Raw genomic sequence first — 25,169 nt, 5'->3', positions numbered from 1 at the left:
GAACCGCCGGCGTGTAACTGCGAAGCTTATGTCGTCATCGACTTCATGGAGAAATCCGCGACCTCATGCGTGTTCGAAAGCGCGTTCAGGATCGCGCGCGCCGACATGTCAGGATCCTTGGCGAGCCATCGCAGCTCGAACGTCACCTCGGCGCTATCGGTCGTTCGGTGGAGCGACAGGAAGCCTGCATGGCATCCGAGCGGGTTCAGCACTTCCGATAGGTCCGGGGTATTGCCGTTCGAGGCGCGGACGACAAGCGTTGCCTTCTGTTCGCAACGCAGCCATGTGTCCAGACGCTTCAACGGCGACAGGACGATAAAGCCAATCACTGTCGCCGCGATGCCGGTCAGGATCTGGCCGCCGCCGAAGCAAAGGCCGACCACCGTCATGAACCACAACGTCGCCGCCGTCGTGACCCCGGTCAGCATGTCGCCGCGTTTGAGGATCGCTCCGCCGCCGATGAAGCCCACGCCCGTCAGGACGCCGAGCGGAAAGCGCAGCACGTCCATCTGCGTGAACGAGCCGGGCGTCTTTCCGTATATAGACAGAAGAAGGTTTGCCTGGATCATCGCCAGGCAGGCGGCAAGCGCCACCAGGATCGTGGTCCTGAAGCCTGCTGCGTGGCCGCCGCGCTCGCGATCGAGTCCGATGAGGCCGCCGGCAATCAATGTCAGTATAATCCGCGCGCCGATATCCCACCAGCTTGGCGTCAGCGGCATGGCATCCGTCAGGAACGAAGACATGTTTCTTTCCCGATCGTATGGTGGCCCTCTCGCTGCTCACCGGACATTCGCTTCTTTCCCACCACGTTGCACCAGGGATCGATCCGGATGCGCCACGGCGCACCGTGGGGTGTAAACGCCACGCCGCGCAGGACGTTCCCAACGCTCCGAGGCTACGGGGTAACCGAAGCAACCGTCGATGAGCCAGATTGGCGGTTCGCCTGCAGTCGGTGTATGATTCCTTCAAAGGGTTGGGGCGTTGCCCCTCAGCTGCCAGACCGCATCGCGCTAAAACGGAGTTCGAGATTGGCCGTCGCTTTCACCAAGGAAGAGAGTTTCGAAACCGCTTCGGAAACCCTGCTGCCCGATCGTCCGATTTCGCCGCATCCGAATATGGTCACGGAAGCGGGATTGAAGGCTCTGGAATTGCAGTTCCAGCAGGCTCGCGAGGCCTATGATGCTGCGAGCCCCATCGAAGACGTGAACGAACGGCGGCGGCAGACGGCCAATCCCTTGCGTGATCTTCGCTACTTAGCCGCAAGACTTCGCACCGCTCAGCTCATGCCTGCCCCTACGTCAATCGATACCGTCGCCTTCGGCAGCACGGTGACTTTCCGTCGTGACGATGGGCGTGTGCAGACCTATCGCATTGTCGGAGAGGACGAGGCCGATCCGAAGGCCGGGTCCATTTCCTATGTCTCCCCGGTGGCGCGGCTCCTGATGGGCAAGGCTGTTGGGGATATGGTGGAGACAGGAGGCCAGGAACTGGAGATCATCGCCATAGCATAGGAGCGGGGCAGCCCGGTCGGAAACGCAGGACGAGTAAGAGAAGGCTACGTCGAAAAATCCATCGCGACGCTGGAAGCGAAGATTGCCAAGATCAAAGCGAGCGAGAGCAGCCAAACTCAGGCGTCTGCTGCATCGAAGCCTGCCGGTGGCGCTCCGAAAGAACTTCCGGCGAAAGCGAGCGTATCGGCACGACGAATTTTGACGAGACCAGCGAGTTCGGCAGCCGCACGGCTTACGTCTGATAAAAGCGACCCGTTCACCGGGATGATGCTGCATTTTTGAGTGATGCATCAAAGGCGGCGCTTGGCCACGGTGACGACTTCGCGTGTCAGATCCGCCAGGCGGTCGGCGGCGAGGCGATTTATCTGCCAGTAAAGCGGGACATCGAGTGGCGTGTCGGGCACCAGCTCGATCAGCCGTCCGGATGCGAGGTGCTCGCGGGTCAGCTGGGTCGGGTTCATTCCCCATCCCATGCCTGAAAGGCTCGCCTCGACGAAGCTCTGCGGCGACGGCAGCCAGTGGGTGGGATAATCGAGATCGCGTCCGAATGTTCGTCGTACCCAGCTGCTTTGCAGCCTGTCCTTCTGATTGAAGGTCAGCGCCGGGGCGTTACGGATCGCCTCTGATGTCACGCCCTGTGGAAAATGGCTTGTGACGAAGTCAGGGGTTGCCGTTGCATGGTAACGCAGAACGCCGAGAGCAAAACGCCGGCATCCGCGGACCGGTTTTTCCAGGCTGGTGACGGCGGCGATCACCCGTCCGCGCTGCAGCCATTCGGCGGTATGGTCCTGGTCGTCGACGGCGACATTCAGCAGATAGGAAGAGCTTTTGGCAAAATTCGACATGGCCTCGACGAACCATGTTCCGAGGCTGTCGGCGTTCGTCGCGATTTGAAGCGTGACCCTTTGGCCTGGTTCGTTGGGATCGACGAGGGCCGGCAGTTGCCCGAAGAGTTCTGCTTCGAGCATGCCGACATTCTCCATATGGCGGCAGAGCCATTCTCCCTTTTCGGTCGCCGTGCACGGCGTGCCTCTGACGATGAGGACGACGCCGAGACGCTCTTCGAGCTGCTTCACGCGCTGCGAAATGGCCGAAGGGGTCACGTTCAAGGCGGTCGCAGCTCTTTCGAAGCTGCCTGTCTGGACAATGGTCGCGACGGCGCGAAGAGCGGGATAGTCGAGCATGGATTAGTTTCACTTAATCTGGATAAGTTGGATTAATTAGCCTAATTCTCGAAATAGCGATAGCGCAACCTCACCGAAATGAGGGGCGTTGGCCGAAGAGATGAATTTTTCGATCTATGGAACCGGCCTGATGATGGGCCTCAGCCTGATCGTCGCCATCGGCGCGCAGAACGCCTTCATTCTCCGTCAGGGCTTGCGCAACGAACATATCTTCGCCGTCTGCCTCGCATGCGCGGTATCAGATGCCGCGCTGATCGTGCTTGGCGTGACCAGCCTCCATCAAATCGCCAGGTTCATGCCCTGGCTCGATCCCGTCATGCGCTACGGGGGAGCTATGTTTCTGGTCTGGTACGGGGCAAGAAGCCTCTATTCCGCCTTGCGGTCGTCCGCCGCTCTCACGGCCGCGGAAGCCAAGCCATCGAGCTTTCGGCAGACGCTGGCAACCTGCCTCGCACTCACCTGGCTCAATCCACATGTTTATCTCGACACCGTAGTGCTGCTCGGCACGATATCGACACGATATCCGGGAGAGCAGGCTTCTTTTGCGGCAGGGGCGGTGACGGGGTCCTTCCTGTTCTTCTTTTCGCTCGGATATGGCGCGAAGCGGTTGCGGCCGATCTTCTCGAAACCCTCATCCTGGCGCATGCTGGAAACGCTCGTCGCTTTCACGATGTGGATCATAGCGTTCAAGCTGCTGGGCGGGTTGTGACCGCCGTTCGACTGTCGGTCGGCCGCTGCGGCGCAGGGTCGAGCGGACGTTGCAAGTGGACCGGCATCGATCTGTCCAGATCCTGAGCGGATTCAAAACGATGAAGCGTCTCTACCGCGTCCCATCGCACGCGCGGCGCTCCGGGACGGTCAACTCCATCTCGCGCTGACAATCTGCCAGCAGATGTGGCGGAAAGCGCCTTAGCTCCCGGAGCGCATGCTCATGGTTGGCATCCCTGCGCCTCTGCGACTTGAATGCGGAAAGGGCCTGTACGATATTCCAGATGCTTGTTTGAGACATGTCGGGCCTCCTTTGCTGCATTTAGCTGCCGACACTCGAAATATGAGGGTCAATTGACATTCAATCAAACAAAATGATATGGGGTTATAAATCAGAAAAATTGAAAGATGCGACGATGAGCATTCCCTTTCGCCGTCCCATTCCGCTGCTTGACAACGAAGTGCTGCGTACCTTCGTGGCGATCGCCGAAACAGGCAATTTTTCGACCGCCGCAGAGGCTGTCTTCCGCACGCCGTCGGCGGTATCGATGCAGATCAAGAAGCTTGAAGAACAGCTTGGGGCGACGCTTTTTCTGCGCGACGCCCGCTCGGTGTCGTTGACGCGCCACGGCGAGATGCTGCTGTCATATGCCCGCAACATCCTGGCGCTATCGAACGAGGCAGTGTCGCGCTTCATCATGCCGGAACTCAGCGGCGTCGTGCGGCTCGGCGCGCCGGAGGATATCGGCGAACGGCTGCTGCCGAGCATCTTGAAGAGTTTTGCCGAAAGCTATCCCGGCATCATGGTCGACGTGACCATCGACATGAGCATCGGGCTGAAGAAGCGCATGGAGGAGCAGCGGCTCGACCTGGCGTTGATCAACTGTGCGACACGGCCGTTCCCGACGGGCGGTGAGGTGGTGTTCCGCGAGCGGCTGGTCTGGGCCGGCGCCAAGTGCGGTTCGGCGCATCGCCGCGATCCGCTGCCGATCTCGATCTGGGAAGACGGCTGCATCTGGCGCCAGGAGGCACTCTCCCAGCTCGAACGCAACAAGCGGCATTATCGCGTCGCCTATCTCAGCGGTCACACGATGGCGCAGCGTGCCGCCGTGCTTTCCGATCTAGCCATCGCGCCGTTGCCGCTATCCTATGTCAACGAGGACATGGCGATCCTCGGGCCTCAGGAAGGGCTGCCGGAGCTCGGCGCCTTCGATATCCGCCTGCTGACCGCCTCGCAGGTATCGGGGCCGATCGAGACGGTGGCCGACAGCATTCGCGGCGCCTTTGCCGAGAGAGCGAAGGCGGTCGCCGCCTAAAGCATGATGCCGAAAAGTGTGAGCGGTTTTCGGACGACATCATGCTCTAACTCTATAATGTAGAACAGGATTCAGATTTTAGGCCGACCCGACCTAAAATCATCCTGTTCTAGCCGCACGGACAGGACTATGCGCCGATCGAAAGTGACAGCGTGTCCTTAGACGCGCGGCGGTAGCGGGCATCTTATAGCCAGTGAACCTTTTGGTTTGTCGTGCGTTATCGGCGCGGACGGCAATTGTCGCCGTTCGGGGTTGATTTCAAACAAGGATATCCGAGATGACGACAACGGCCAAAATTGCCGCAGCCTTGATGGTTCTTCTTGCCCTTTCTTCCTGTGGCAACACGATCCGCGGCATAGGAAAAGATACGGCAAATACCGTGAACGCCACGCAGGATGCCGGCCGCTCAGTCGACCGCGCCGCGAAGAAGTGATGACGGTTCAGATTCCTTCTGGGGATTGCCTGATCAGATACTGACCGAGGGATCAGAAGACCCGATTCTGATCATCCTAACGGATGATCAGGGGATAGGCTTTTTCGAGGCCACCGGATCGGCTGAGGCCGGTCCGGAAGGCTTGGAAGGCGGGATGCTGGCCAGAGCGGGCGGTTTCCATCAGCCGGATCTGCAGCCGATCCGGCGCTTGGGCCCCGAGCCACATTCCCAGATTTTCAAGCTTCACCGAGTTCAGGAAACGCGATCCGGCGGCAAGATCGAGATGGCGGCGCAGGCCGTCGAGCAGGTTGTCGTCCTGGGCGGCGTTTTCCATGAGCAGCGCCAGGTAGGACTTGTCGGTCTCCGACAGTGCGGCGAGCTTTTCCGCAACGGTATCGCGGTCTGGAAACGGAACATTGCCTGTCATCGAATCGTCCATGCTTGATCGTGTTTTGGCCGTTATAAGCTCGCCTTGACCTTCTCGGCTACATCGACAGGCACCCATTTCGTCCACAGACTCTCGTAATTGCGAAGGAAATAGATCGCGGCATCCTCGTTGCTTTCGCGGTTTTCGTCCTGCCAGGCGAGCACCTGGTTGATCGTCGCATTGTCCCATTTGCGGGTCTTGAGATAGGTCGTGACAGGTCCGGCGCGGCTGGCGAAGGACCTGGTCATCAGTGTGAAGGCGCGCGAGACCGGGTAGGAGTTGAGCTCGGGCCTGACGCAGCCGGCAACCGCGGTACAGCGGTCCCATTCATTCTTGTTGTGGCCGACGCCGAAGCTCAGGCGCGTCATGTCGTATTTGCCGAGGATGGCGGTCGGCGCCCAGTAATAACCGAGCCAGCCGATCTTGTTGTCGAAGGCGCGGGCAATCGACGCATCGAGCCGTTCGGGACTGCCGGTCTCGACGAGCTCGAAGCCCTTCTTGTCGGCGGCAAGCGCCTTGAACAGGTTGGTGGTCGATATCTGGCAGCTCCAGTCGGCAGGGCAGTTGTAAACTGCGCCTTTCGACGGGTCGTCCTCGGCGGGGAAGAGTTCGGGATGTTTCAGCGCGTCCTCGACCGAGCGGATATCGGGGTGGGCGTCGGCGATAAATTTCGGAATCCACCAACCCTCGACGGCGCCGTCGGCCAGGATTTCGGCACCCTGTACCAGCCGGCCGCTGTTGACAGCCTGATCGAGCAGGGACCTGACGGAATTGATCCAATATTCCGAGGCGATGTCCGGGATGCCTTTCTCATTCATCGAGGCGAAGGTCGGCAGGGTGTCGCCATCGACGATGGTGACCGAGCAGCCGTAGCCCTTTTCCAGGATGATCTTGTCGAAACTCGCCGCAATGCCTGCCGAGGCCCATTTCATTTCGGCGATCGAAACGCTGCCGCATTCGGCGGCTTCGGCCGGCGTGACGGTAGAAAGAGCCGCGGCAAAGACGGCCGGAATCAGAAACGTCTTCATCGTCATTCCCCGAATTCTTCTTAGGCGGACGTGCAGCAGGCTCTGAAATTCACCGACAAATCTCTCCGGCACCCGAATGGAAAATGCCTGCCGGGCGATACCGCAACAGGCTTTCCGGTTCATGGGCAAGCCGTGTTCAACAATGGCGTGTTATGACGGAGCCTACGCGTTCGCTCGCAGAAATCAACCATCTTCTGCTCATGGTTGCGTGACTAAATTATTGAATTCGAAGAATTTATGTCAGCATTCCGAAATTGGCGCTCTCGGGCGAAAAGCACCCTCTTCGCGACCGACGGCGGATCTTCGGCAGAAATTTTGGCCAGAATGTCAAAAAAGATCAAAATTAACATTTGCGTAAGCCTTCAATAACTCTCCGGTAAGAATGTGCCGTTATCAGTTGGGTCGTGGCAGCAATGACCGCCGCTTCTCCGGTTCAGGTAGTGCGTACCGGAGAAAGCGAGCTTCGCCGTGTAAGGGCGAAGACGCCTGAGTTTTTCGGCAAACCGCGCAGAGCCAAGGCCATGCGCGGTTTTCGCGTTTTGGAAACCTGCCCCGAACCAAGTCTTGCCCCGGGCCAAGTCTTGACCTGGGATTACCGCCCATTGTAGGCCTCGCCTGAACGAGAGGCGAATGCGGGCCACCATGGCAAGAGCGATCATGCTGCAGGGAACCGGCTCCGATGTCGGCAAGACGGTGCTGGTCGCAGGGCTCTGCCGGCTGGCGGCCAATCGTGGCCTGACGGTCCGACCGTTCAAGCCGCAGAACATGTCGAACAATGCGGCGGTCGCCGATGACGGCGGCGAGATCGGCCGGGCGCAGTGGCTGCAGTCGCTGGCTGCGCGCACGCCATCCTCGGTGCACATGAATCCGGTGCTGCTTAAGCCGCAATCGGAAAATGGCAGCCAGATCATCGTGCAGGGCAGGGTGTTCGGACAGGCGAAGGGGCGGGATTATCAGCGACTGAAGCCGCAGCTGCTCGGCGCCGTGCTCGAAAGTTTCGAAAAAGTGGCTGCGGGTGCCGACCTCGTTATTGTCGAGGGCGCCGGATCGCCGGCCGAGATCAATCTCAGGGCCGGCGATATCGCCAATATGGGTTTTGCGACGCGTGCCGGCGTGCCGGTCGTGCTCGTCGGCGATATCGACCGCGGCGGTGTCATCGCCTCGCTGGTCGGCACGCATGCGATCCTCGATGATGGCGACCGGGCGATGATTGCGGGCTATATCATCAACAAGTTCCGCGGCGACGTCTCGCTGTTTGACGACGGCGTCCGCGCCATCGAAGGTTTTACCGGCTGGCCGTGTTTCGGCATCGTGCCGTGGCTGCGGGGTGCCGCGCGCCTGCCGGCCGAAGATTCGGTCGTGCTCGAACGATTGGCGAGGCGCGGGGCGGGGGCGCTGAAGATCGCCGTGCCGGTGCTGCCTCGTATCGCCAATTTCGACGATCTCGACCCGCTGCGGGCCGAGCCGGATGTCGAGCTGGTCTTCGTGCGATCAGGCGAGCGGATCCCTGGCGACGCGAGCCTCGTCGTGCTTCCCGGCTCGAAATCGACGATATCGGATCTCGCCGACTTCAGGGCTGAGGGTTGGGACCGCGATCTCCAGGCGCATGTCAGGCGCGGCGGCCGGGTGATCGGCATCTGTGGCGGTTACCAGATGCTCGGCGGCATGGTGCGCGACCCGCTCGGCATCGAGGGCAGGGTCCTCGAGACGCCGGGGCTTGGGCTGCTCGACATCGAGACCGAGATGGCGCCGGAAAAGACCGTGCGCAATAGCCAGGCTCGCTCCACCGAATATGACGCGCCGCTTGCCGGCTACCAGATCCATCTCGGCGTGACCCGCGGCCCGGATTGCGATCGGCCTTTGGCAATCATCGACGGCGCGCCCGACGGGGCGCTTTCGGCCGACGGCCGGATCATGGGCACCTATCTGCACGGGCTCTTCGGCAGTGACGCCTACCGCACCCGGCTGCTTCAAAGCTTCGGCCTATCAGGCGAGCGGCGGAATTACCGCGAGAGCGTCGAGCAGGCGCTCGACGAGATCGCCGAGGAATTGGAACGTCATCTCGATCCGCGCTGGCTGGCCGGGCTGCTCGGTTAAGCCACACCTCGCACCATCATTGGCCGTCGTTCGGCTATTGCCAAATTAGTTGACTGAGTCCATTAATTGTCGCGACGGCGGACCCGGTTGAGAGCGACGAAAACTATGAGCATATTGGATAGATTTTCACTGGCAGGTCAGGTGGCGCTGGTGACCGGCGGCGGCCGTGGTCTGGGCTTTGAGATGGCACGCGCCCTTGCCGAGGCCGGCGCGCATGTCATCATCAACGGACGCACGGCGGCGACGCTGGAAGATGCCGTCAGGATCATACGCGCCGCGGGCGGCACGGCGGAGCCGGCTGCATTCGATATCGCCGACCGCGAGGCTCAACGTGCTGCGATGGCCGATATCGACAAGATCCATGGCCGTCTCGATATTCTGATCAACAATGTCGGCGCCCGCGACAGGCGGCCGCTGGCCGAATTCGACGATGATGCGATCATCGAGCTGCTGCGCACCGACTTGGCGGCGGCGATGACGCTTTCGCGTGACGCTGCCGTGCTGATGAAGCGACGCAATTACGGCCGGCTGATCGCAGTGACCTCGATCAGCGGCCATGTCGTAATGCCCGGCGACTGCGTCTATCCGGCAGCCAAGCAGGGACTGACCGGACTGATGCGCGGCATGGCGGTCGAATTCGGCCCGCACGGCATCACCAGCAACGCGATTGCGCCCGGCTGGTTTGCCACCGAGACGAACGCGGCGATGGCCGCGAACGAGGATTTGATGCCGTTCGTGCGCCAACGCATCCCGGTCCAGCGCTGGGGACGCCCGGACGAGATCGCCGGCGCGGCGCTGTTTCTTGCAAGCGACGCCGCTTCCTTCGTCAACGGCCACGTACTGACGGTGGACGGCGGCATGACGGTCAGGATGTGAGATATCCGTAGGCGCTGCGGCACGTCTTTCACTTCTGCGGCGCTCTCACAGCTCCTCGTCGGCAGGCGAATGACTGGTTGTCGTTGCCGCAGGCTACGGCTAGAAATATCTGCCTGACTCGACTATTGGTTGATGTGGCAACGCCCCGGTTGGTCATCGCCGTCCATTTGCCCGATTTCCGACCATAAACTGCGTCGGTCATTTGGAGGTTCGGAAATTAACAATCATATTCAGTGGCTTATAGAACATGGAATTACAGCTGAGCATATTGGCGAGCTGATAGCCGGATTGTGCGATCGGCTGATCGCGGATGGCTTTCCGATCTGGCGGGGAAGTATTGCGATGCCGTCTATTCATCCCATGTATGGCGGCGTCTCGGCCAATTTCGTGCGCGGCGGTGCGACCACGATCGAGAATGCCGAGTATGGCAGTGCGGCAGTGCTGAGTTTCGAGAAGACCCCGATCTATTTTCTTTTGGGCCGTGGTGAAACGTCAGGTCGATGGAATATCGCCAAGGGTGAGGGTGTCGATGACTACCCGCAGCTTGCGGAATTCGCGCATAGCGGCGGCACGGATCACTTGGTCAGCCTGCTGGAGTTCCCGAAGGAGGCCGCGCTGCGGGGGGTCAGTCTGTCTCTCACAAGCGATAGGCCGGGCGGATTTTCTGACGACCAATTGGCGATCGTCGCGAAGCTCTTCCCGGCGCTGGGGTTGGCTTGCTACCGCATCGCGGCATCGAAAACCGCTGCGGATATCCTCGCCGTCTATACGGGCGCCAAAACAAGCGCACGCATCCTTGCGGGCGAGATCCAGAGGGGAAAGGGTGGCTCCATCAATGCTGCGATCCTGCTTGCGGATCTCAGGAATTTCACGGCGTTGACCGAAGTCTATCAGCCAGGCGAAATCGCCGGGTTTCTGGACGAGCATTTCGAGCTGATCGGCCGGCATGTCGAGGAGAATTCCGGCGAGATCCTCAAGTTCATGGGCGACAGCGTGCTGGCGATCTTTCCGACCGATGCCGAAGATCAGCAAAAGGCGTGCATGGCCGCACTGGCTTCGGCAAGGAATATTCTGGAAGCCAACAAGGTGCTGAACGGTCAGCGGAGGAATGATGGAGGTCCTGACATCGGCGTCGATGTCGTGCTGCATCTCGGCGAGGTCTTCTATGGAAATATCGGCGCGCGCGGCAGGCTTGATTTCACGGTGATCGGCAGCGCCGTCAACGAGGCCTCGCGGCTTGAAAAGCTCTGCGGCACGCTTGAGCAAGACCTGCTGATGTCGGAGAGCTTCGCGACCACCTGCGCCGTGGCCTGCGAGTATCTGGGTTCGTTTGAATTGCGTGGCGTTTCGAAGCGGGCCGACGTGTTCAAACTCGCCGACGCCGTATTCTGAAGCGTCGATCCGGTCGGCGCGGCGACGCTCAGATCTCGCCTGAGACCTCGCGGCGGCGGCGGTCGAGTTCTTCGCTGTAGCGGCGTAGCGTATAGCTTTCGCTGAGCTGGCCGATCACCTTGCGTTCGATCAGGTTGTTGACGACGGCGAGCGCTTCGCTTTCGCTCTTGTCGAAGATCGCCGCCGCCTGCCTGGCATTCATCTGCGGCTGCAGGAAATCGTTGCGGTAGTGGATGAAGTCGGCAAGCGTCTTGCCCTCGTCCTGCGCATCGGTCGGATTGGCGTAGATCTCCGGCACCAGCACCAGGCCCGCATATTTGTCGCTCTCCTCGACGAGGACGACGCGCTGGGTCGAGCCGATCGGGAAGGCCTGCTTGAATTCCTCCAGAGAAATGCCCGCCCTTGCCGTCTTGACGTCAGCGCGCATCAGCTTGTCGACCGTCAGATTGCGGATCCAGCCGACATCATGGGCGCTGCGGATGCTTTCTCCGCGCAGATGGAACCGCCATGTGGCGAAGGAGTAGCCGAAGGTCGAGCGCACGACGAGCGAGGAGGTGATGACGGCGGCGAGCACCAGCGCCGTGATCGGAAAATCGCCGGTGATTTCGAGCGCCAGGAACGTCATGGTCAGCGGCCCGCCGATGACGGCGACGGCAAGCGAACTCATGCCGACCACGGCATAGATGACGGGCGTCAGCGTCGCATCGGCGAAATAGGGGCCGCAGTAAGCAAAGAGTTTGCCGAGCAGGGCGCCCATGAACAGCGAGGCGAAGAACAGCCCGCCCCTGAAGCCGGAGCCGATCGAGATCGCCGAGGCGAAGGATTTCAAGAGGAAGAGGCCGATCAGCGTCGGGATCGCCACGTCACGGGAAAGGTTGAGATGCAGCGCGCCGTGGCCGGCCGAGAGCACCTGCGGCGAGATCATCGCCAAGAGGCCGACGATGATGCCGCCGAGAGCCGGGCGGAAGGGTGGGGCGATCGAGCTCTTGCGCGCCAGTTCCTCAATGAAGGCGACGCCCTGCATGATCAGGATGCCGACACCGGCGCAGAACGCACCGAGCAGCAGCGCCGGGACATAATCGGCCGGCACGACCGAGCCGAAGCTGCCGATATCGATGGTGAAATCGCTGCCGGCGAGCAGCCTTGCGACCAAGGTGGAGACAAGGGCGGAGACGACGACAGGCGTCAGCGAGACGATCGTATAGGTGCCGATGATCAGCTCGAAAGCATAGAAGGCCCCGGTCAACGGCGCGTTGAAGGCGGCGGCGATGGCGCCCGCCGCGCCGCAGCCAACGAGGGTGCGCAGGTCCGAGCGGCGAAGCTGCAGCTTCAGCCCGAATTTTGAGGCGAGGCCGGCGGCAAGCTGGGTATAGCCGGCCTCCAGGCCGACGGAGGCCCCGAAACCGTTGGAGATCAGGTTCTGCACGGCAACGATGATGCTGTCGGTCAGGGACAGGCGGCCGCCATGCAGCGCATTGGCCTCGATAGGGTCGACCATTGGCTTCTTGCGCCGTTTCGCCAGAACCAGAAGCAACAGGCCGAGCAAGGCGCCGCCGATGACGGGGGCGGTGAGCAGCAGCATCTTGCTCTCGATCTCGGACGAGCTCAACCTTTCGCTGTCTGATATGCCGAAGACCAGCTGATGCAGCTCGTTGGAGACGTAGCTCATGCCGGTGACGGCGAGACCCGAGATGATGCCGACGACGGCGCCCGCCAGCGACAGGCCGACCTCGCTGCGCCGGGTCAGCGCCCGCAGGCGTCCCGGATCGAAGAAAACACGCAGCGCGCGGAAACGGCGCCGATCCAATTTCATAAGCATGGCTAGACAACTAGGCAGGGAGAGGCCCGGTCAAGGGCGAAGGTGCAGTCCGCTTGCAACGCAATTGCGGCGAAAAGCCGGCGCGCATGGCAGATTTTCATGGCGTAAGTCCCTGATAAATGACGATATTCCAAGTGGGGTAAGTCGTGTTGGCGGGGTCGCGCTGCTTGACTTGCCATTGCCCTGTCTCCAAGGCCGGTTGACTTCACCCCTGCGCTTGCCTAACCATCCAGATAACGGATGGTCGACTGACCATCCTGACATAACGGATGGTTCCGGATCGGTGTTGCGCCCTTCCGGATGAAAAGGGAATGTGACGAGGCGGACCCAAGCCGGGCGCCTTCATCACAGCCGACCCCGCGACTGTAGAGCGGTCAGGGTCTTCCATCCGGCATCAGGCCCTTCCGGCTGACGGCTTGCAATAATGCAAGCAGGCGGGATGGACGACATGCCGGAAAAGCCACTGGATATGCATGGTGATCAACCGGGGTCGGACGCCTCTCAAGTCTACGAATCGTCCACCTTTTCACTGATGCAGCCGGGAAGGCGAGGATGATCCGCTGGCACGATCAGGGCGACCGGTTTCCGGTCTGCCCCGATCGCGGCCGATAACCGCGAGCCAGGAGACCTGCCATCCCGTGCCGGGCGAGAAGCCCAACCCTGGGCACTATGCCCGTTGCCAGCACGGAGGTTGTCTTGGCTGAACGATTGAATTCGGCGCGGCCTGGTGCGGCGCACGCCACGCCTCCAAGCAGCGCTGCAGGAGGAGTGTTTTCGGCCGCTTATGTCGAATGTGCGGTACCCCCCTCTGTCCTGCCGGACATCTCCCCCACAAGGAGGGAGATCGGCAAGCAGCACGACCGTCGTCCTACATCAATTGTTTGGAGAAAAGCTCTCGGCGATTCAATCTCCCCCCTTGTGGGGGAGATGTCCGGCAGGACAGAGGGGGGTGTCACACCCTCAGTAACCGAGACAGATGCACTCGGAGCAAGCCACGGCTACGCACCCTCCCTGAGGGGCGTTTGAATATGACCGCCACCTTCATCCTGGGCGGCGCACGTTCCGGCAAATCCCGATTCGCCGAAGCCCTCGTCAGCGCGACCGGCCTCGATCGCCACTACGTCGCCACCGGCCGCGCCTGGGACGAGGAGATGCGGGCGCGCATCGCCCAACACAAGGCCGATCGCGGCCCGTCCTGGACGACGCATGAAGAGCCGCTCGACCTCGTCGGTAAACTCGCCGCCATCGACGGCGAGGGGCGCATCGTGCTGATCGATTGCCTAACGCTCTGGGCCACAAATCTGATGATGGAGGAGCGCGACATGGTGGTCGAATTTGCGACGCTTGCCGATTTCCTTCCCGCCGCGAAAGCGCGGCTCGTTTTCGTTTCCAACGAGGTGGGTCTCGGCATCGTGCCCGACAATCGCATGGCGCGGGATTTTCGCGATCATGCCGGCCGCTTGCACCAATCGATCGCGGCGAAGGCCGCCGAAGTCTATTTCATCGCGGCAGGCCTGCCGCTGAAAATGAAGGGTTAAGTCCATGAACCAGCAAAAGATTCCCGCAACCGTCATCACCGGCTTTCTTGGCGCCGGCAAGACGACGATGATCCGCAACCTGCTCACCAATGCCGGCGGCAAGAAGATCGCGCTGATCATCAACGAATTCGGCGATCTCGGCGTCGACGGCGACGTGCTGAAGGGCTGCGGTGCGGAGAATTGCACCGAGGACGACATTATCGAGCTGACCAACGGCTGCATTTGCTGCACCGTTGCGGACGATTTCATACCGACGATGACGAAACTGCTCGAGCGCGAACAGCGGCCCGACCATATAGTCATCGAAACCTCGGGCCTTGCTTTGCCGCAGCCGCTGGTCGCCGCCTTCAACTGGCCCGACATTCGCACCCAGGTGACCGTCGACGGCGTCATCACGGTGGTCGACAGCGCCGCTGTTGCCGCCGGCCGTTTTGCCGACGACCACGATGCCGTCGATGCGCGCCGCGCCGAGGATGAATCGCTCGATCACGAGAGCCCGATCGAGGAGTTGTTCGAGGATCAGCTGACCTGCGCCGATCTCATCGTGCTCAACAAGACCGACCTGATCGACGCTGCCGGCCTCATCAGGGTGCGCGACGAGGTCGCCTCCCGCACGGTGCGCAAGCCCGTGATGATCGAGGCGCGGAACGGCGAGGTGTCGGCCGGCATCCTGCTCGGCCTCGGCATCGGTACGGAGGACGATGTCGCCAATCGCAAGTCGCATCACGAGCTGGAGCATGAGGATGGTGCGCCGCACGACCATGACGAATTCGACAGCTTCGTCGCCGAACTCGGCCCGGTCGCCGATCCCGCCGGCTTCATCGAGTCGCTGAAGACTGTTATTTCAGCCCATGACGTGCTGCGCCTCAAGGGTTTCGTCGATGTCTCCGACAAGCCGATGCGGCTGCAGCTCCAGGCCGTCGGGAGCCGCATCGACCATTATTTCGACCGCGCCTGGACGCCTGGCGAAAAGCGCGCCACCCGCCTTGTCGTCATCGGCCTGCACGAAATGGATCAGGACGCGGTGAGGGCGGCGATCGAAGCGCTGGCGTAACCCGATGCATCTGCTTCTGGCTCAACAGGGAACGATCAGCGACGGCGAGGAGGCAATCGACCTCGGGCAGACGCCGGGCGATATCCTGTTCCTGTCGGCGGCCGACAGCGAGCTTGCCGCGATCGCAGCCGCCCATCGCGAGTGCAGGGGCGCACCTTCGCTCCGGCTTGCCAGCCTGATGAGCCTCAAGCATCCGATGTCGGTTGATACCTATGTCGAGCGCACGGCGCGGCATGCGAAGCTGATCATCGTGCGTGCGCTGGGCGGCGCCAGCTATTTCCACTATGCGCTGGAAGCGCTGCATGCGGCAGCCGCGCGCGCCGGTGCGCTGATTGCGGTGCTGCCGGGTGATGCCAGGCCGGATGCCGGGCTGGTTCCTTTCTCGAATATCGGGCTCGAAGACCTCAACGCGCTCTGGGCCTATCTGATCGAGGGCGGCGATGCCAACGCGCGGGCCTTTCTCGATTATGCCGAGGTGATGCTCTCAGGCGCCGAGAAGCCGGCGCCGGCGGTGCCTTTGATGAAGGCTGGTATTTGGTGGCCGGGGCGGGGGTTGATCGGGGTCGAGGAGTGGCGGCGGATTACCGATTCCCTCTTCTCCCCAGCGGGGAGAAGATGCCCGGCAGGGCAGATGAGGGGGGCGAGCGACGGAGGGAGCGAGCAGCAGGAGTGGGACGCCGGAGTTTGTCGAGCCCCCCCCTCATCCGACCCTTCGGGCCACCTTCTCCCCGCTGGGGAGAAGAGGGAGCAAGCCGAGAAGCCGACAGTCGCCATCAGCTTCTACCGCGCCCTCGTCCAAAGTGGCGAGACCGGGCCGATCGAAGCTCTGATCGAAGCGCTGATGACACTCGGCCTCCGGCCGCTGCCGGTCTTCGCCTATAGCCTCAAGGATCCGGTTTCCACAGGCATTCTCGAAAGCGTGTTTTCGGCGCTGAAACCCGATGTCGTCATCAACACGACCGGCTTTGCCGTCTCCGCGCCAGGTGCGGACCGGCAGCAGACGGTGTTGGAGGCGGATGAGGCGATCGTGCTGCAGGCGATTCTGTCGGCTTCGTCGAGGGAGACATGGGCTGCGTCCTCCCAAGGCCTGTCGGCGCGCGATCTCGGCATGAACGTGGCGCTGCCTGAAGTCGATGGCCGGGTGCTGGCGCGGGCGATCTCCTTCAAGACGGCGGCGCGCTACGATGCTGCCGTCGAGACGAATATTGTCGCCAGCGAACCGGATGCTGGCCGGGTACGTTATACGGCGGAGCTTGCTGGCAATTGGGCACGGCTGCGCAAGACTTCCGCGGGCGACCGGCGCATCGCGCTCGTCATGGCGAACTATCCGAACCGGGACGGCCGGCTTGGCAACGGGGTCGGCTTGGATACGCCTGAAGGCACCATCGAGGTGCTGAAGGCTATGCGGGCGGCGGGTTATCCGGTCGCTGAGATTCCCGTCGACGGCGACGCGCTGATCCGCCACCTGATGGAAGGGCCGACCAATTCCGGTTCCGACGGAAAGATCATTCGCGAGACGCTTTCCCTGAGTCGGTACAACAGCTTCCTGGAATCTCTTCCCAATAAGATTCAGGATGAGGTGAGAGCCCGCTGGGGCAATCCGCAAGACGATCCGTATTTTCGCGAGGGCGTCTTCGCCCCGCCTTTTGCGCGCTTCGGCGAGGTGCTCGTCGGCATCCAGCCGGCGCGTGGCTATAATATCGATCCGAAAGAGAGTTATCATTCGCCGGATCTCGTACCGCCGCACGGTTATCTCGCCTTCTACGCTTTCCTGCGCCTTGAGTTCGGTGCCCATGCTGTCATCCATATGGGCAAGCACGGCAATCTCGAATGGCTGCCGGGCAAGGCGCTGGCGCTGTCGGCGACATGTTATCCGGAAGCGATTCTCGGGCCGTTGCCGCACCTCTATCCCTTCATCGTCAACGATCCGGGTGAGGGCACGCAGGCCAAGCGCCGAAGTGCGGCCGTCATCATCGACCACCTCACGCCGCCTTTGACGCGGGCCGAAAGCTATGGGCCGCTAAAGGATCTGGAGGCGCTGGTCGACGAATATTATGAAGCGTCCGGCGGCGATCCCCGCCGCATTCGTCTGCTCAGCCGCCAGATCCTCGATCTCGTCACCGATATCGGCCTCGACCGTGATGCCGGCATCGCCAAGGGCGAAAGCGAGGGCGAGGCGCTGAAGAAACTCGACGCCTATCTCTGCGACCTCAAGGAAATGCAGATCCGCGATGGACTGCATGTGTTCGGTGTGTCGCCAGAGGGGCGGCTACTGACGGACCTGACCGTGGCATTGGCACGGGTGCCGCGCGGGCTGGGTGACGGTGGGGATGCGAGCTTGCAGCGGGCGATTGCCGGGGATGCGTTGAAAAACCCTTCTCAGCTAAAAGACCCCGCCCCAACCCCTCCCCACAAGGGGGAGGGGCTTGCTGGGCGCACCGTCTCACTATCAGCTTTGGTCGCAGAGGTTGCCGCAGGCGTAGCGGTAAGTCCCTCCCCCTTGTGGGGAGGGGCTGGGGCGGGGTCTTCCTTCGACCCCCTCGACACCGACATGGCCGCCGTTTGGACCGGCCCACGGCCTGATATCCTCGCAGATATTCTCGACGACCCCTGGCGAACCAACGGCGACACCGTCGAGCGCATCGAACTACTCTCGGCGAAGTTCGTTTCCGGCGAGATGGAATGCCCGACCCTCTGGTCCCAAAGCAGATCGGTACTCTCCGAGATCGAAACCCGTCTCAAGCCCTCCATCCTCGCCTGCGGCCCGGCCGAGATCGAAGGCCTGCTCAAAGGGCTCGACGGCCGCTTTGTCGCGCCTGGACCCTCCGGCGCGCCGACGCGCGGGCGTCCTGACGTACTGCCGACCGGACGGAATTTCTACTCGGTCGACAGCCGCGCCGTGCCGACGCCGGCGGCCTACGAGCTTGGCAAGAAATCGGCGGAGCTGCTGGTGCGCCGCTATGTGCAGGATCACGGCGAATGGCCGGTTTCCTTCGGGCTGACGGCCTGGGGCACGTCGAACATGCGCACCGGCGGCGACGATATCGCCCAGGCACTGGCGCTGATCGGCGTCAAGCCGCTCTGGGACATGAGCTCGCGCCGCGTCACCGGCTACGAGATCATTGCGCCGGCGATGCTCGGGCGGCCGCGCGTCGACGTGACGCTCAGGATCTCCGGCTTCTTCCGCGATGCCTTTCCTGAGCAGATCGCGCTGTTCGACAAGGCGATCCGCGCCGTCGGCGCGCTGGAGGAGGATGTCGGCGACAATCCCATCGCTGAGCGGATGCGCGGCGAGACGGCTAGGCTTGCGGCCGCCGGCCTCGACGAGGTGTCGGCAAAACGCCGGGCAGGCTATCGTGTGTTCGGCTCGAAACCCGGCGCCTATGGCGCCGGGCTGCAGGCGCTGATCGACGAAAAAGGCTGGGAGCGGCGCGCCGATCTCGCCGAGGCCTATCTCGTCTGGGGCAGCTATGCCTATGGCGCCGGCGAGGAGGGCAAGGCCGAACGCGGCCTGTTCGAGGAGCGGCTGCGCTCGGTGCAGGCCGTCATTCAGAACCAGGACAATCGCGAGCACGACCTGCTCGACAGCGATGATTATTACCAGTTCGAGGGCGGCATGGCGGCGGCGGCCGAACAGCTCGCCGGCGCGCGTCCCTCGATCTATCACAACGACCATTCCAGGCCGGAAAAGCCGGTGATCCGCTCGCTGGAGGAGGAGATCGGCCGCGTCGTGCGCGGGCGCGTCGTCAATCCGAAATGGATATCGGGTGTCATGCGCCACGGCTACAAGGGCGCTGCCGAGATCGCTGCTACGGTCGATTATCTCTTTGCCTTTTCGGCGACGACGGGTGCGGTCGGTGAACATCACTTCGAGGCCGTTTACCGGGCCTTCGTCGCCGATCCCGCCGTGCGCGATTTCATGATCGAAAAGAACCCTGCGGCCTTCGACGAGATGAAGGAGCGGCTGATGGAGGCGATCGATCGCAGCCTGTGGACGCCGCGTAGCAATTCGGCCCGGTTCGACCTGGCCGTCAGACAATAGAACGAGGTGAAGCTATGAGCGATGAGACCCCAGAGAACGAGATCGCAGAAGCCGGGGCTGGCAAGGACGATGCGCGTCACGCCGAGAAGATGGCGAAGAAGAAAGCCGCGCGCGACAAGATCATGGCGACCAAGACCGATGGCAAGGGGCTGATCATCGTTCATACCGGCAAGGGCAAGGGCAAGTCCTCGGCCGGCTTCGGCATGATCTTCCGCCATATCGCCCACGGCAAGCCTTCGGCCGTCGTGCAGTTCATCAAGGGTGCGATGTGGACCGGCGAGCGTGACCTGATCGAGAAGCATTTCTCCGATCTCTGCCAGTTCCACACGATGGGCGAAGGTTTCACCTGGGAAACGCAGGACCGCGCCCGCGATGTTGCCGCCGCCTCGGCCGCCTGGGAAAAGGCCAAGGAGCTGATCCGCGACGAAAGCAATTCCATGGTACTGCTCGACGAGATCAACATTGCGCTGCGCTACGACTATCTCGACATCAACGATGTCGTCGCCTTCCTGAAGAGCGAGAAGCCCGCCATGACACATGTCGTGCTGACGGGGCGCAACGCCAAGGAAGAACTGATCGAAATCGCCGATCTGGTGACCGAGATGGAACTCGTCAAACATCCCTTCCGCTCCGGCATCAAAGGGCAGCCGGGTGTGGAGTTCTAAACATCAGGATCGGCTCCTGTCGGGAGAGCGCGCGGGCAACGTTGTGGGTTCACGCGCTGCGCTAAACATTCACGTGCAAGAGTCTCCGTTGGAATCTTGGTGGGTTGTTCGTTATGGATGAGGTCCGATTTGACACGGTTCGGCGGCTCGTCCTCGGGCTCGGCTGCGAGCGCGGCACGCCGGTGCAGGAGGTGCTGGCGCTCGCCGAGCAGGCGCTTCGCGAGGCCGCGGTCAGCGGGGAGGCCCTTGCCGCTGTCGCCTCAATCGATAGCCGTAAGAGCGAGGCGGCGGTGCTTGCAGTCGCCGCCCATTTCACCGTGCCGGCGGTGTTTTTTGCCGCCGGGCGGCTGGAGGAGGAGACGCCGCGGCTCGCGAATCCGTCGGAAATCGTCTTTGCCCGCGTCGGCTGCCATGGCGTCGCCGAGGGTGCGGCGCTGGCTGCGGCGGGCGCCTCGGCCGAGCTTGTCGTCGCCAAGATCAAATCTTCGCGCGCGACGGCGGCGGTGGCCCGCAGCGGGCTGCAGAAAGCATGACTCGATACGGATGCAGATTTGGGCCTATCAGTCTAAAATCCGAATCCGTATGTAGATCAATTAAATAGAGCATGATTTCGTCTGAAAACCGCTCTTTTCAGCATCATGCTCTGGCGTTATGGTGGCGCCAATTCGCGGCGCCGTTCGGCAGCTTCACGGTTCACATTTAGAGGATATCTCATGCACAAGGTCATTTATGACACCGACCCTGGCGTCGACGACGCCATGGCGCTTCTCTTCCTGCATCGTCATCCCGAAATCGAGCTTCTCGGCATCACCACGGTCTTCGGCAACGCCTCGGTCGAGACGACGACGCGCAATGCGCTCTTCCTCAAGCGCGAATGGAATATTCCGGCACCCGTTTCCAAAGGCGCCAGCGTCACCATCGATTCCTCGCGCGCGGAGCGGCCATGGCCGGCCATGGTGCATGGCGATAACGGCCTCGGCGATATCGACGTACCGGAGACGATCGACCTGCCGCTCGATCCGCGCCCGGCGCATCGCTTTATCATCGACACGGTGCGCGCCCATCCGGGCGAAGTGCGACTCGTCGCCGTTGGCCGAATGACCAATCTGGCGCTGGCGCTGAAGGAAGCCCCCGAGATTGCGACGCTGGCGAAGGACGTCGTCATCATGGGCGGCAATTTCTATGTGCCGGGCAACGTTTCGCCGGTCGCCGAGGCCAATATCCACGGTGATCCCGAGGCTGCTGATATCGTCATGACCGCGCCGTGGAAGGTGGCCGTCATCGGCCTCGATGTCACCGCAATCACCACGATGAGCCGCAGCTATCTCGGTGAAATGGCAGCTAGGGGTGACAAGGCGGTCAAGCAGCTCGACGCACTCTCGCAGTCCTACATCAACTTCTACAAGCATGCGGTCGAAGACGGCATGATGGTGCATGACAGCTGCGCCTGCGTCTATGCCGTGGCGCCGGAGCTGTTCTCGTCGATATCGGGTGCGGTGCGTGTCGTCTGCGGCGGCATCGCCGATGGCCAGACGATCGTCAGGCGAGACGGGCGGCATTTTCCGCCTGATGGCGCCTGGGATGGCTTGCCGAGCCAGGTGGTCTGCACCGGCATCGAGTCGGAGAGGGTCCTCGACCTCATTCGCAATACACTGCTTGCAGCCTGACAAGCTCGAAGGCCGGCCGCGATGCTGCCGGCCTTCGGGAGATATTGTAATATATTCATTGCGTTGTGCGGGTTCTCCGAGGATTTGAATCCGACGCTTCATAAAGTGAGTCACGATCATCTCAGCAACTTCAAGTGAGGTGATGGGCGCGGCGTTGACCTTACCCCTTACGGGGCCTAGATCAGCGGGATGATCGATGCCGCATTCTCCCATCTTCCGGTGCTTGAGCCGGGCAGCGTCTGGCTCGTCGGCGCCGGTCCCGGCGATCCCGGGCTTTTGACGCTGCTCGCCGCCAAGGGGCTTTCCGAGGCCGACGTTATCGTCCACGACGCGTTGGTCAACGAGGAATGCCTGGCGCTGGCGCGGCCGGAAACGCTGGTGGAATATGCCGGCAAGCGCGGCGGCAAGCCTTCGGCGAAACAGCGCGACATTTCGTTGCGGCTGGTGGAGCTTGCGCGCGCCGGCAAGCGGGTGCTGCGGCTGAAGGGCGGTGATCCCTTCGTGTTCGGGCGCGGCGGTGAGGAGGCGTTGACGCTAGTCGAACACAATATCCCCTTCCGCATCGTGCCCGGCATCACCGCCGGTATCGGTGGGCTCGCCTATGCCGGCATTCCGGTGACGCATCGCGACATCAACCATGCCGTGACCTTCCTCACCGGCCATGATTCCTCGGGCATCGTGCCCGACAGAATCAACTGGGAGGCGATCGGCCGAGGCTCGCCCGTCATCGTCATGTACATGGCGGTGAAGCATATCGCCGAGATCAGCGCCCGCCTGATCGCCGCAGGCCGGCTGCCGTCCGAGCCCGTCGCCTTCGTCTGCAATGCCGCCACCGGCCGGCAGCAGGTGCTGGAGACGACGCTTGGAGAGGCGATCGAGGCCGTTGCTGCCTCCGGTCTGGAGCCGCCGGCGGTGGTCGTCGTTGGCGAGGTGGTGCGGCTCAGGGCCTCGCTCGATTGGCTCGGCGCCCTCGGCGGACGGCGGCTGCAACCCGATCCATTCCGCCGTTCCGGCAAGGTGACGGCATGAGCGGCCTCCTGATCGCAGCACCTTCCTCCGGCGCCGGCAAGACGACGGTGACGCTCGGGCTGCTCCGAGCGCTTCGCCGGCGCGGCATAGCGGTCGCGCCCGGCAAGGCCGGCCCCGACTATATCGATCCTGCCTTTCATGCGGCCGCGAGCGGCACGCTTTGCCTGAATTTCGATCCCTGGGCGATGCGCCCGGAGCTGATCTCGGCCAATGCCGCCCTTCACCGTTCCGGCGACCGCATCCTCGTCATCGAGGCAATGATGGGGCTTTTCGACGGCGCGGCCGACGGAAAGGGAACGGCGGCCGATCTCGCCGCCCAGCTGGGGCTTTCCGTGGTGCTCGTCGTCGACGCCTCGCGCATGTCGCAGTCGGTGGCGCCGCTGGTTTCCGGTTTTGCCGGCTTCCGCGCCGATGTCCGGGTTGCCGGCGTTATCCTCAACAAGGTCGGCAGCGACCGGCACGAAGCGATGCTGCGACAGGCGCTGGAGGCTATCCGCATGCCCGTCATCGCCGTGATCGGCAGCGACAAGGCGCTTTCTTTGCCGGAGCGCCATCTCGGGCTGGTTCAGGCCGGCGAACATGCGACCCTCGACGGTTTCATCGACCATGCGGCGGATGCCGTCTCCGAGGAATGCAATTTCGAATTTCTGCTACGCATTGCAAAGCAAGGGCTCAACCGGCCGTCGGCCGCCAATATCGACCGGTTGCCGCCGCTGGGCGCACGCATCGCCGTGGCGCGCGATGTCGCCTTTGCCTTTTGCTACGAGCATATGTTGCTCGGCTGGCGCCGCCGGGGTGCTGCGATCTCCTTCTTCTCTCCGCTTGCCGACGAGGCACCAGCTACCGATGCCGATGCGATCTATCTGCCTGGCGGTTATCCTGAGCTGCACGCCGGACGGCTCGCAGAGGCGCAGAATTTCCGCGCCGGCATGCTCGACGCGACGGCGCGCGGCGCCAGGATTTACGGCGAGTGCGGCGGCTACATGGTGCTCGGCGACGGGCTGATCGATGCGGGGGGCAAGCGCCATCAGATGCTCGGCCTGCTGCCCGTCGTTACCAGCTATGCCGAGCGAAAGCGCCATCTCGGCTATCGCCGTGTCGTGCCGCTCGACGGCGCCTTCTTCGCGCGGATGATGACGGCCCATGAATTCCACTATTCCAGCGTCGTCTCCGAGGGCGAGGGCAAACGGCTTTTCCAGGTGCAGGATGCGCTCGGGACCGATCTGGGTGCAGCCGGGCTCCGGTGCGGGCAGGTGGCGGGGTCCTACATGCATCTGATCGATCTAGCCGGAGCAACGGCTGCATGAGCGCACCGATCGTCCATGGTGGCGGCATCACCGCGGCTGCCGCTACCTTCGGCGGCAGGCCGGACGACTGGCTCGATCTTTCCACGGGCATCAATCCGTGCCCCGTCGCTCTGCCGGATATTCCGGCAAGAGCCTGGCACCGCCTGCCGGACAGGCACCTCGTCGACGAGGCGAGGCGTGCGGCGCGCGATCACTATGGCAGCGGCGAGATCCTGCCGCTCCCCGTGCCCGGCACGCAATCGGTTATTCAGCTTCTGCCGCGTCTGGTCGAGGGTAGGCTGGTTGGCGTCACGGACAACAGGGTCGCTGTGACGGACAACAGGGTTGCCGTGACGGACGATAGGATCGCCGTGACGGACAACAAGGTTGCCGTGGTATCGCCGACCTATGGCGAGTATGCGCGCGCCTTCGCCTCGGCCGGTTTTGCCGTCGATGCGATCGACGATATTGCCGCGATCGGAGCCGGACATCGGCTGGCTGTCGTCGTCAATCCGAACAACCCCGATGGGTTGATATGGCCGACCGAAACGCTGATTGCCCTGCACGATAAGATGAAATCGGCAAACGGGTTTCTTGTCGTCGACGAGGCCTTCGGTGATACCGATCCGGCGCTCAGCCTCGCATTCCGGGCGCCGCAGCTTCCGAACCTCATCATCTTCCGCTCTTTCGGCAAGTTCTTCGGACTTGCAGGCCTGCGGCTCGGTTTTGCCATTGCGCGGGATGATATTCTCGAGCGTTTCGAGGACTGGCTCGGTCCCTGGGCAGTCTCCGGCCCTGCTCTTTCGATTGCAGGTTCGCTGCTGCGCTCGGATGTCTCTCCGATCCGCGGCCGCATCGATGAGCGCAACGCCGGCCTGCATGCGGTGCTGAAGGGCGCCGGCTTGCAAATCTCCGGAGGGACGGCGCTCTTCACCCTTGTCGCCGATGCGAGGGCCGGCGACATTTACACGCATCTCTGCCGCCATCATATTCTCGTCCGCAAGTTTGACTATGCGCCGGATTGGCTGCGTTTCGGGCTGACGCCCGATCCGGCGGCCGACAGGCGGCTTGGCGAAGCCCTTCAGAGAATTTAAGCG

22 protein-coding genes, 1 pseudogene and 1 riboswitch are annotated in these 25,169 nt (G+C 62.4%); of the genes and pseudogenes, 17 read left to right on the top strand and 6 right to left on the bottom strand.

The features are described 5' to 3' along the window. Positions 1–26: 26 nt before the first annotated feature. Positions 27–743: an MgtC/SapB family protein gene (locus RlegSU303_RS12955; RefSeq protein ID WP_131720139.1), complete on the bottom strand. Its 717-nt coding sequence runs from the start codon at positions 741–743 to the stop codon at positions 27–29. Positions 744–1,028: 285 nt separating this feature from the next. Between RlegSU303_RS12955 and greA the strand changes: the two genes are divergently transcribed. Both greA and RlegSU303_RS34360 read left to right on the top strand, forming a co-directional pair. Next, on the top strand, positions 1,029–1,511 hold the full coding sequence (greA, locus tag RlegSU303_RS12950; protein WP_017960852.1) for a transcription elongation factor GreA: 483 nt from the start codon (positions 1,029–1,031) through the stop codon (positions 1,509–1,511). Positions 1,512–1,518: 7 nt separating this feature from the next. After that, a pseudogene (locus RlegSU303_RS34360) lies at positions 1,519–1,753 on the top strand (hypothetical protein); the annotation flags it as partial. Positions 1,754–1,801: 48 nt separating this feature from the next. Here the strand turns inward: RlegSU303_RS34360 and RlegSU303_RS12945 are convergent. Then, the gene (locus RlegSU303_RS12945; RefSeq protein ID WP_131619740.1) at positions 1,802–2,695 is read right to left on the bottom strand and encodes a LysR family transcriptional regulator ArgP; all 894 of its coding nucleotides are present in this window, start codon (positions 2,693–2,695) and stop codon (positions 1,802–1,804) included. A 100-nt stretch (positions 2,696–2,795) separates the two neighbouring features. On the opposite strand from RlegSU303_RS12945, the gene RlegSU303_RS12940 reads away from it, so the two are divergent. Next, a complete protein-coding gene (locus tag RlegSU303_RS12940) occupies positions 2,796–3,404 on the top strand; it encodes a LysE/ArgO family amino acid transporter (protein WP_043294723.1) in 609 nt (202 codons plus the stop codon). A 111-nt stretch (positions 3,405–3,515) separates the two neighbouring features. Here the strand turns inward: RlegSU303_RS12940 and RlegSU303_RS34355 are convergent, their stop codons facing one another. Then, positions 3,516–3,704 (bottom strand): hypothetical protein, encoded by a 189-nt coding sequence (locus RlegSU303_RS34355; protein ID WP_017960849.1) that lies wholly within the window; start codon positions 3,702–3,704, stop codon positions 3,516–3,518. Between the two features lie 73 nt (positions 3,705–3,777). Between RlegSU303_RS34355 and RlegSU303_RS12935 the strand changes: the two genes are divergently transcribed. Next, on the top strand, positions 3,778–4,719 hold the full coding sequence (locus tag RlegSU303_RS12935) for a LysR family transcriptional regulator (protein WP_017960848.1): 942 nt from the start codon (positions 3,778–3,780) through the stop codon (positions 4,717–4,719). Positions 4,720–4,996: 277 nt separating this feature from the next. After that, the gene (locus tag RlegSU303_RS12930) at positions 4,997–5,152 is read left to right on the top strand and encodes an entericidin domain-containing protein (RefSeq protein WP_003540537.1); all 156 of its coding nucleotides are present in this window, start codon (positions 4,997–4,999) and stop codon (positions 5,150–5,152) included. A 76-nt stretch (positions 5,153–5,228) separates the two neighbouring features. Here the strand turns inward: RlegSU303_RS12930 and RlegSU303_RS12925 are convergent, their stop codons facing one another. Together RlegSU303_RS12925 and RlegSU303_RS12920 are read right to left on the bottom strand one after the other, a co-directional pair. Further along, positions 5,229–5,591: a hypothetical protein gene (locus RlegSU303_RS12925; RefSeq protein ID WP_205928087.1), complete on the bottom strand. Its 363-nt coding sequence runs from the start codon at positions 5,589–5,591 to the stop codon at positions 5,229–5,231. 20 nt (positions 5,592–5,611) lie between these two features. Further along, positions 5,612–6,613, bottom strand: coding sequence for a glycine betaine ABC transporter substrate-binding protein (locus RlegSU303_RS12920; protein ID WP_205928086.1), 1,002 nt, complete (start codon positions 6,611–6,613; stop codon positions 5,612–5,614). A 636-nt stretch (positions 6,614–7,249) separates the two neighbouring features. Between RlegSU303_RS12920 and RlegSU303_RS12915 the strand changes: the two genes are divergently transcribed. The 3 genes from RlegSU303_RS12915 (at position 7,250) to RlegSU303_RS12905 (ending at position 10,972) form a co-directional block, all read left to right on the top strand. Next, a complete protein-coding gene (locus tag RlegSU303_RS12915; RefSeq protein WP_131720177.1) occupies positions 7,250–8,704 on the top strand; it encodes a cobyric acid synthase in 1,455 nt (484 codons plus the stop codon). Positions 8,705–8,809: 105 nt separating this feature from the next. Further along, on the top strand, positions 8,810–9,580 hold the full coding sequence (locus RlegSU303_RS12910; RefSeq protein WP_131720136.1) for an SDR family oxidoreductase: 771 nt from the start codon (positions 8,810–8,812) through the stop codon (positions 9,578–9,580). Positions 9,581–9,712: 132 nt separating this feature from the next. Beyond that, positions 9,713–10,972, top strand: coding sequence for an adenylate/guanylate cyclase domain-containing protein (locus tag RlegSU303_RS12905; protein WP_131720135.1), 1,260 nt, complete (start codon positions 9,713–9,715; stop codon positions 10,970–10,972). Positions 10,973–11,000: 28 nt separating this feature from the next. Here RlegSU303_RS12905 and RlegSU303_RS12900 read toward each other — a convergent pair whose 3' ends face one another. Next, positions 11,001–12,791, bottom strand: a complete 1,791-nt coding sequence (locus RlegSU303_RS12900; protein WP_131720134.1) for a chloride channel protein — start codon at positions 12,789–12,791, stop codon at positions 11,001–11,003. A 253-nt stretch (positions 12,792–13,044) separates the two neighbouring features. After that, positions 13,045–13,441, top strand: a riboswitch (cobalamin riboswitch). Positions 13,442–13,819: 378 nt separating this feature from the next. Between RlegSU303_RS12900 and cobU the strand changes: the two genes are divergently transcribed. The 9 genes from cobU to RlegSU303_RS12855 all read left to right on the top strand — a co-directional run bounded on the left by cobU (position 13,820) and on the right by RlegSU303_RS12855 (position 25,166). Then, positions 13,820–14,329, top strand: a complete 510-nt coding sequence (gene cobU / locus RlegSU303_RS12895) for a bifunctional adenosylcobinamide kinase/adenosylcobinamide-phosphate guanylyltransferase (RefSeq protein ID WP_131720133.1) — start codon at positions 13,820–13,822, stop codon at positions 14,327–14,329. A gap of 4 nt (positions 14,330–14,333) precedes the next feature. After that, on the top strand, positions 14,334–15,383 hold the full coding sequence (cobW, locus tag RlegSU303_RS12890; protein ID WP_094085729.1) for a cobalamin biosynthesis protein CobW: 1,050 nt from the start codon (positions 14,334–14,336) through the stop codon (positions 15,381–15,383). A 4-nt stretch (positions 15,384–15,387) separates the two neighbouring features. Then, positions 15,388–19,425, top strand: a complete 4,038-nt coding sequence (cobN, locus tag RlegSU303_RS12885) for a cobaltochelatase subunit CobN (RefSeq protein WP_231283179.1) — start codon at positions 15,388–15,390, stop codon at positions 19,423–19,425. A gap of 14 nt (positions 19,426–19,439) precedes the next feature. Continuing rightward, entirely contained in the window at positions 19,440–20,090 is a 651-nt protein-coding gene (gene cobO, locus RlegSU303_RS12880; RefSeq protein WP_131644282.1) for a cob(I)yrinic acid a,c-diamide adenosyltransferase, read from the top strand. A gap of 113 nt (positions 20,091–20,203) precedes the next feature. Next, complete coding sequence (locus RlegSU303_RS12875) at positions 20,204–20,623, top strand: cobalamin biosynthesis protein (protein ID WP_017960836.1); 420 nt, start codon at positions 20,204–20,206, stop codon at positions 20,621–20,623. A gap of 180 nt (positions 20,624–20,803) precedes the next feature. Beyond that, complete coding sequence (locus RlegSU303_RS12870; protein ID WP_131709263.1) at positions 20,804–21,757, top strand: nucleoside hydrolase; 954 nt, start codon at positions 20,804–20,806, stop codon at positions 21,755–21,757. 189 nt (positions 21,758–21,946) lie between these two features. Beyond that, positions 21,947–22,786, top strand: a complete 840-nt coding sequence (gene cobA / locus RlegSU303_RS12865) for a uroporphyrinogen-III C-methyltransferase (protein ID WP_131628996.1) — start codon at positions 21,947–21,949, stop codon at positions 22,784–22,786. After that, positions 22,783–24,093 (top strand): cobyrinate a,c-diamide synthase, encoded by a 1,311-nt coding sequence (locus RlegSU303_RS12860; protein ID WP_131628995.1) that lies wholly within the window; start codon positions 22,783–22,785, stop codon positions 24,091–24,093. Before cobA ends, RlegSU303_RS12860 begins: the two co-directional genes overlap by 4 nt. Continuing rightward, on the top strand, positions 24,090–25,166 hold the full coding sequence (locus RlegSU303_RS12855; RefSeq protein ID WP_131628994.1) for a threonine-phosphate decarboxylase: 1,077 nt from the start codon (positions 24,090–24,092) through the stop codon (positions 25,164–25,166). The genes RlegSU303_RS12860 and RlegSU303_RS12855 overlap by 4 nt, the downstream gene beginning before the upstream one ends. Positions 25,167–25,169: the final 3 nt, after the last annotated feature.

Source organism: Rhizobium sp. SU303 (assembly GCF_021052345.1).
Classification (GTDB): Bacteria; Pseudomonadota; Alphaproteobacteria; order Rhizobiales; family Rhizobiaceae; genus Rhizobium; species Rhizobium laguerreae.
This window is presented reverse-complemented; position numbering and strand designations above follow the sequence as displayed.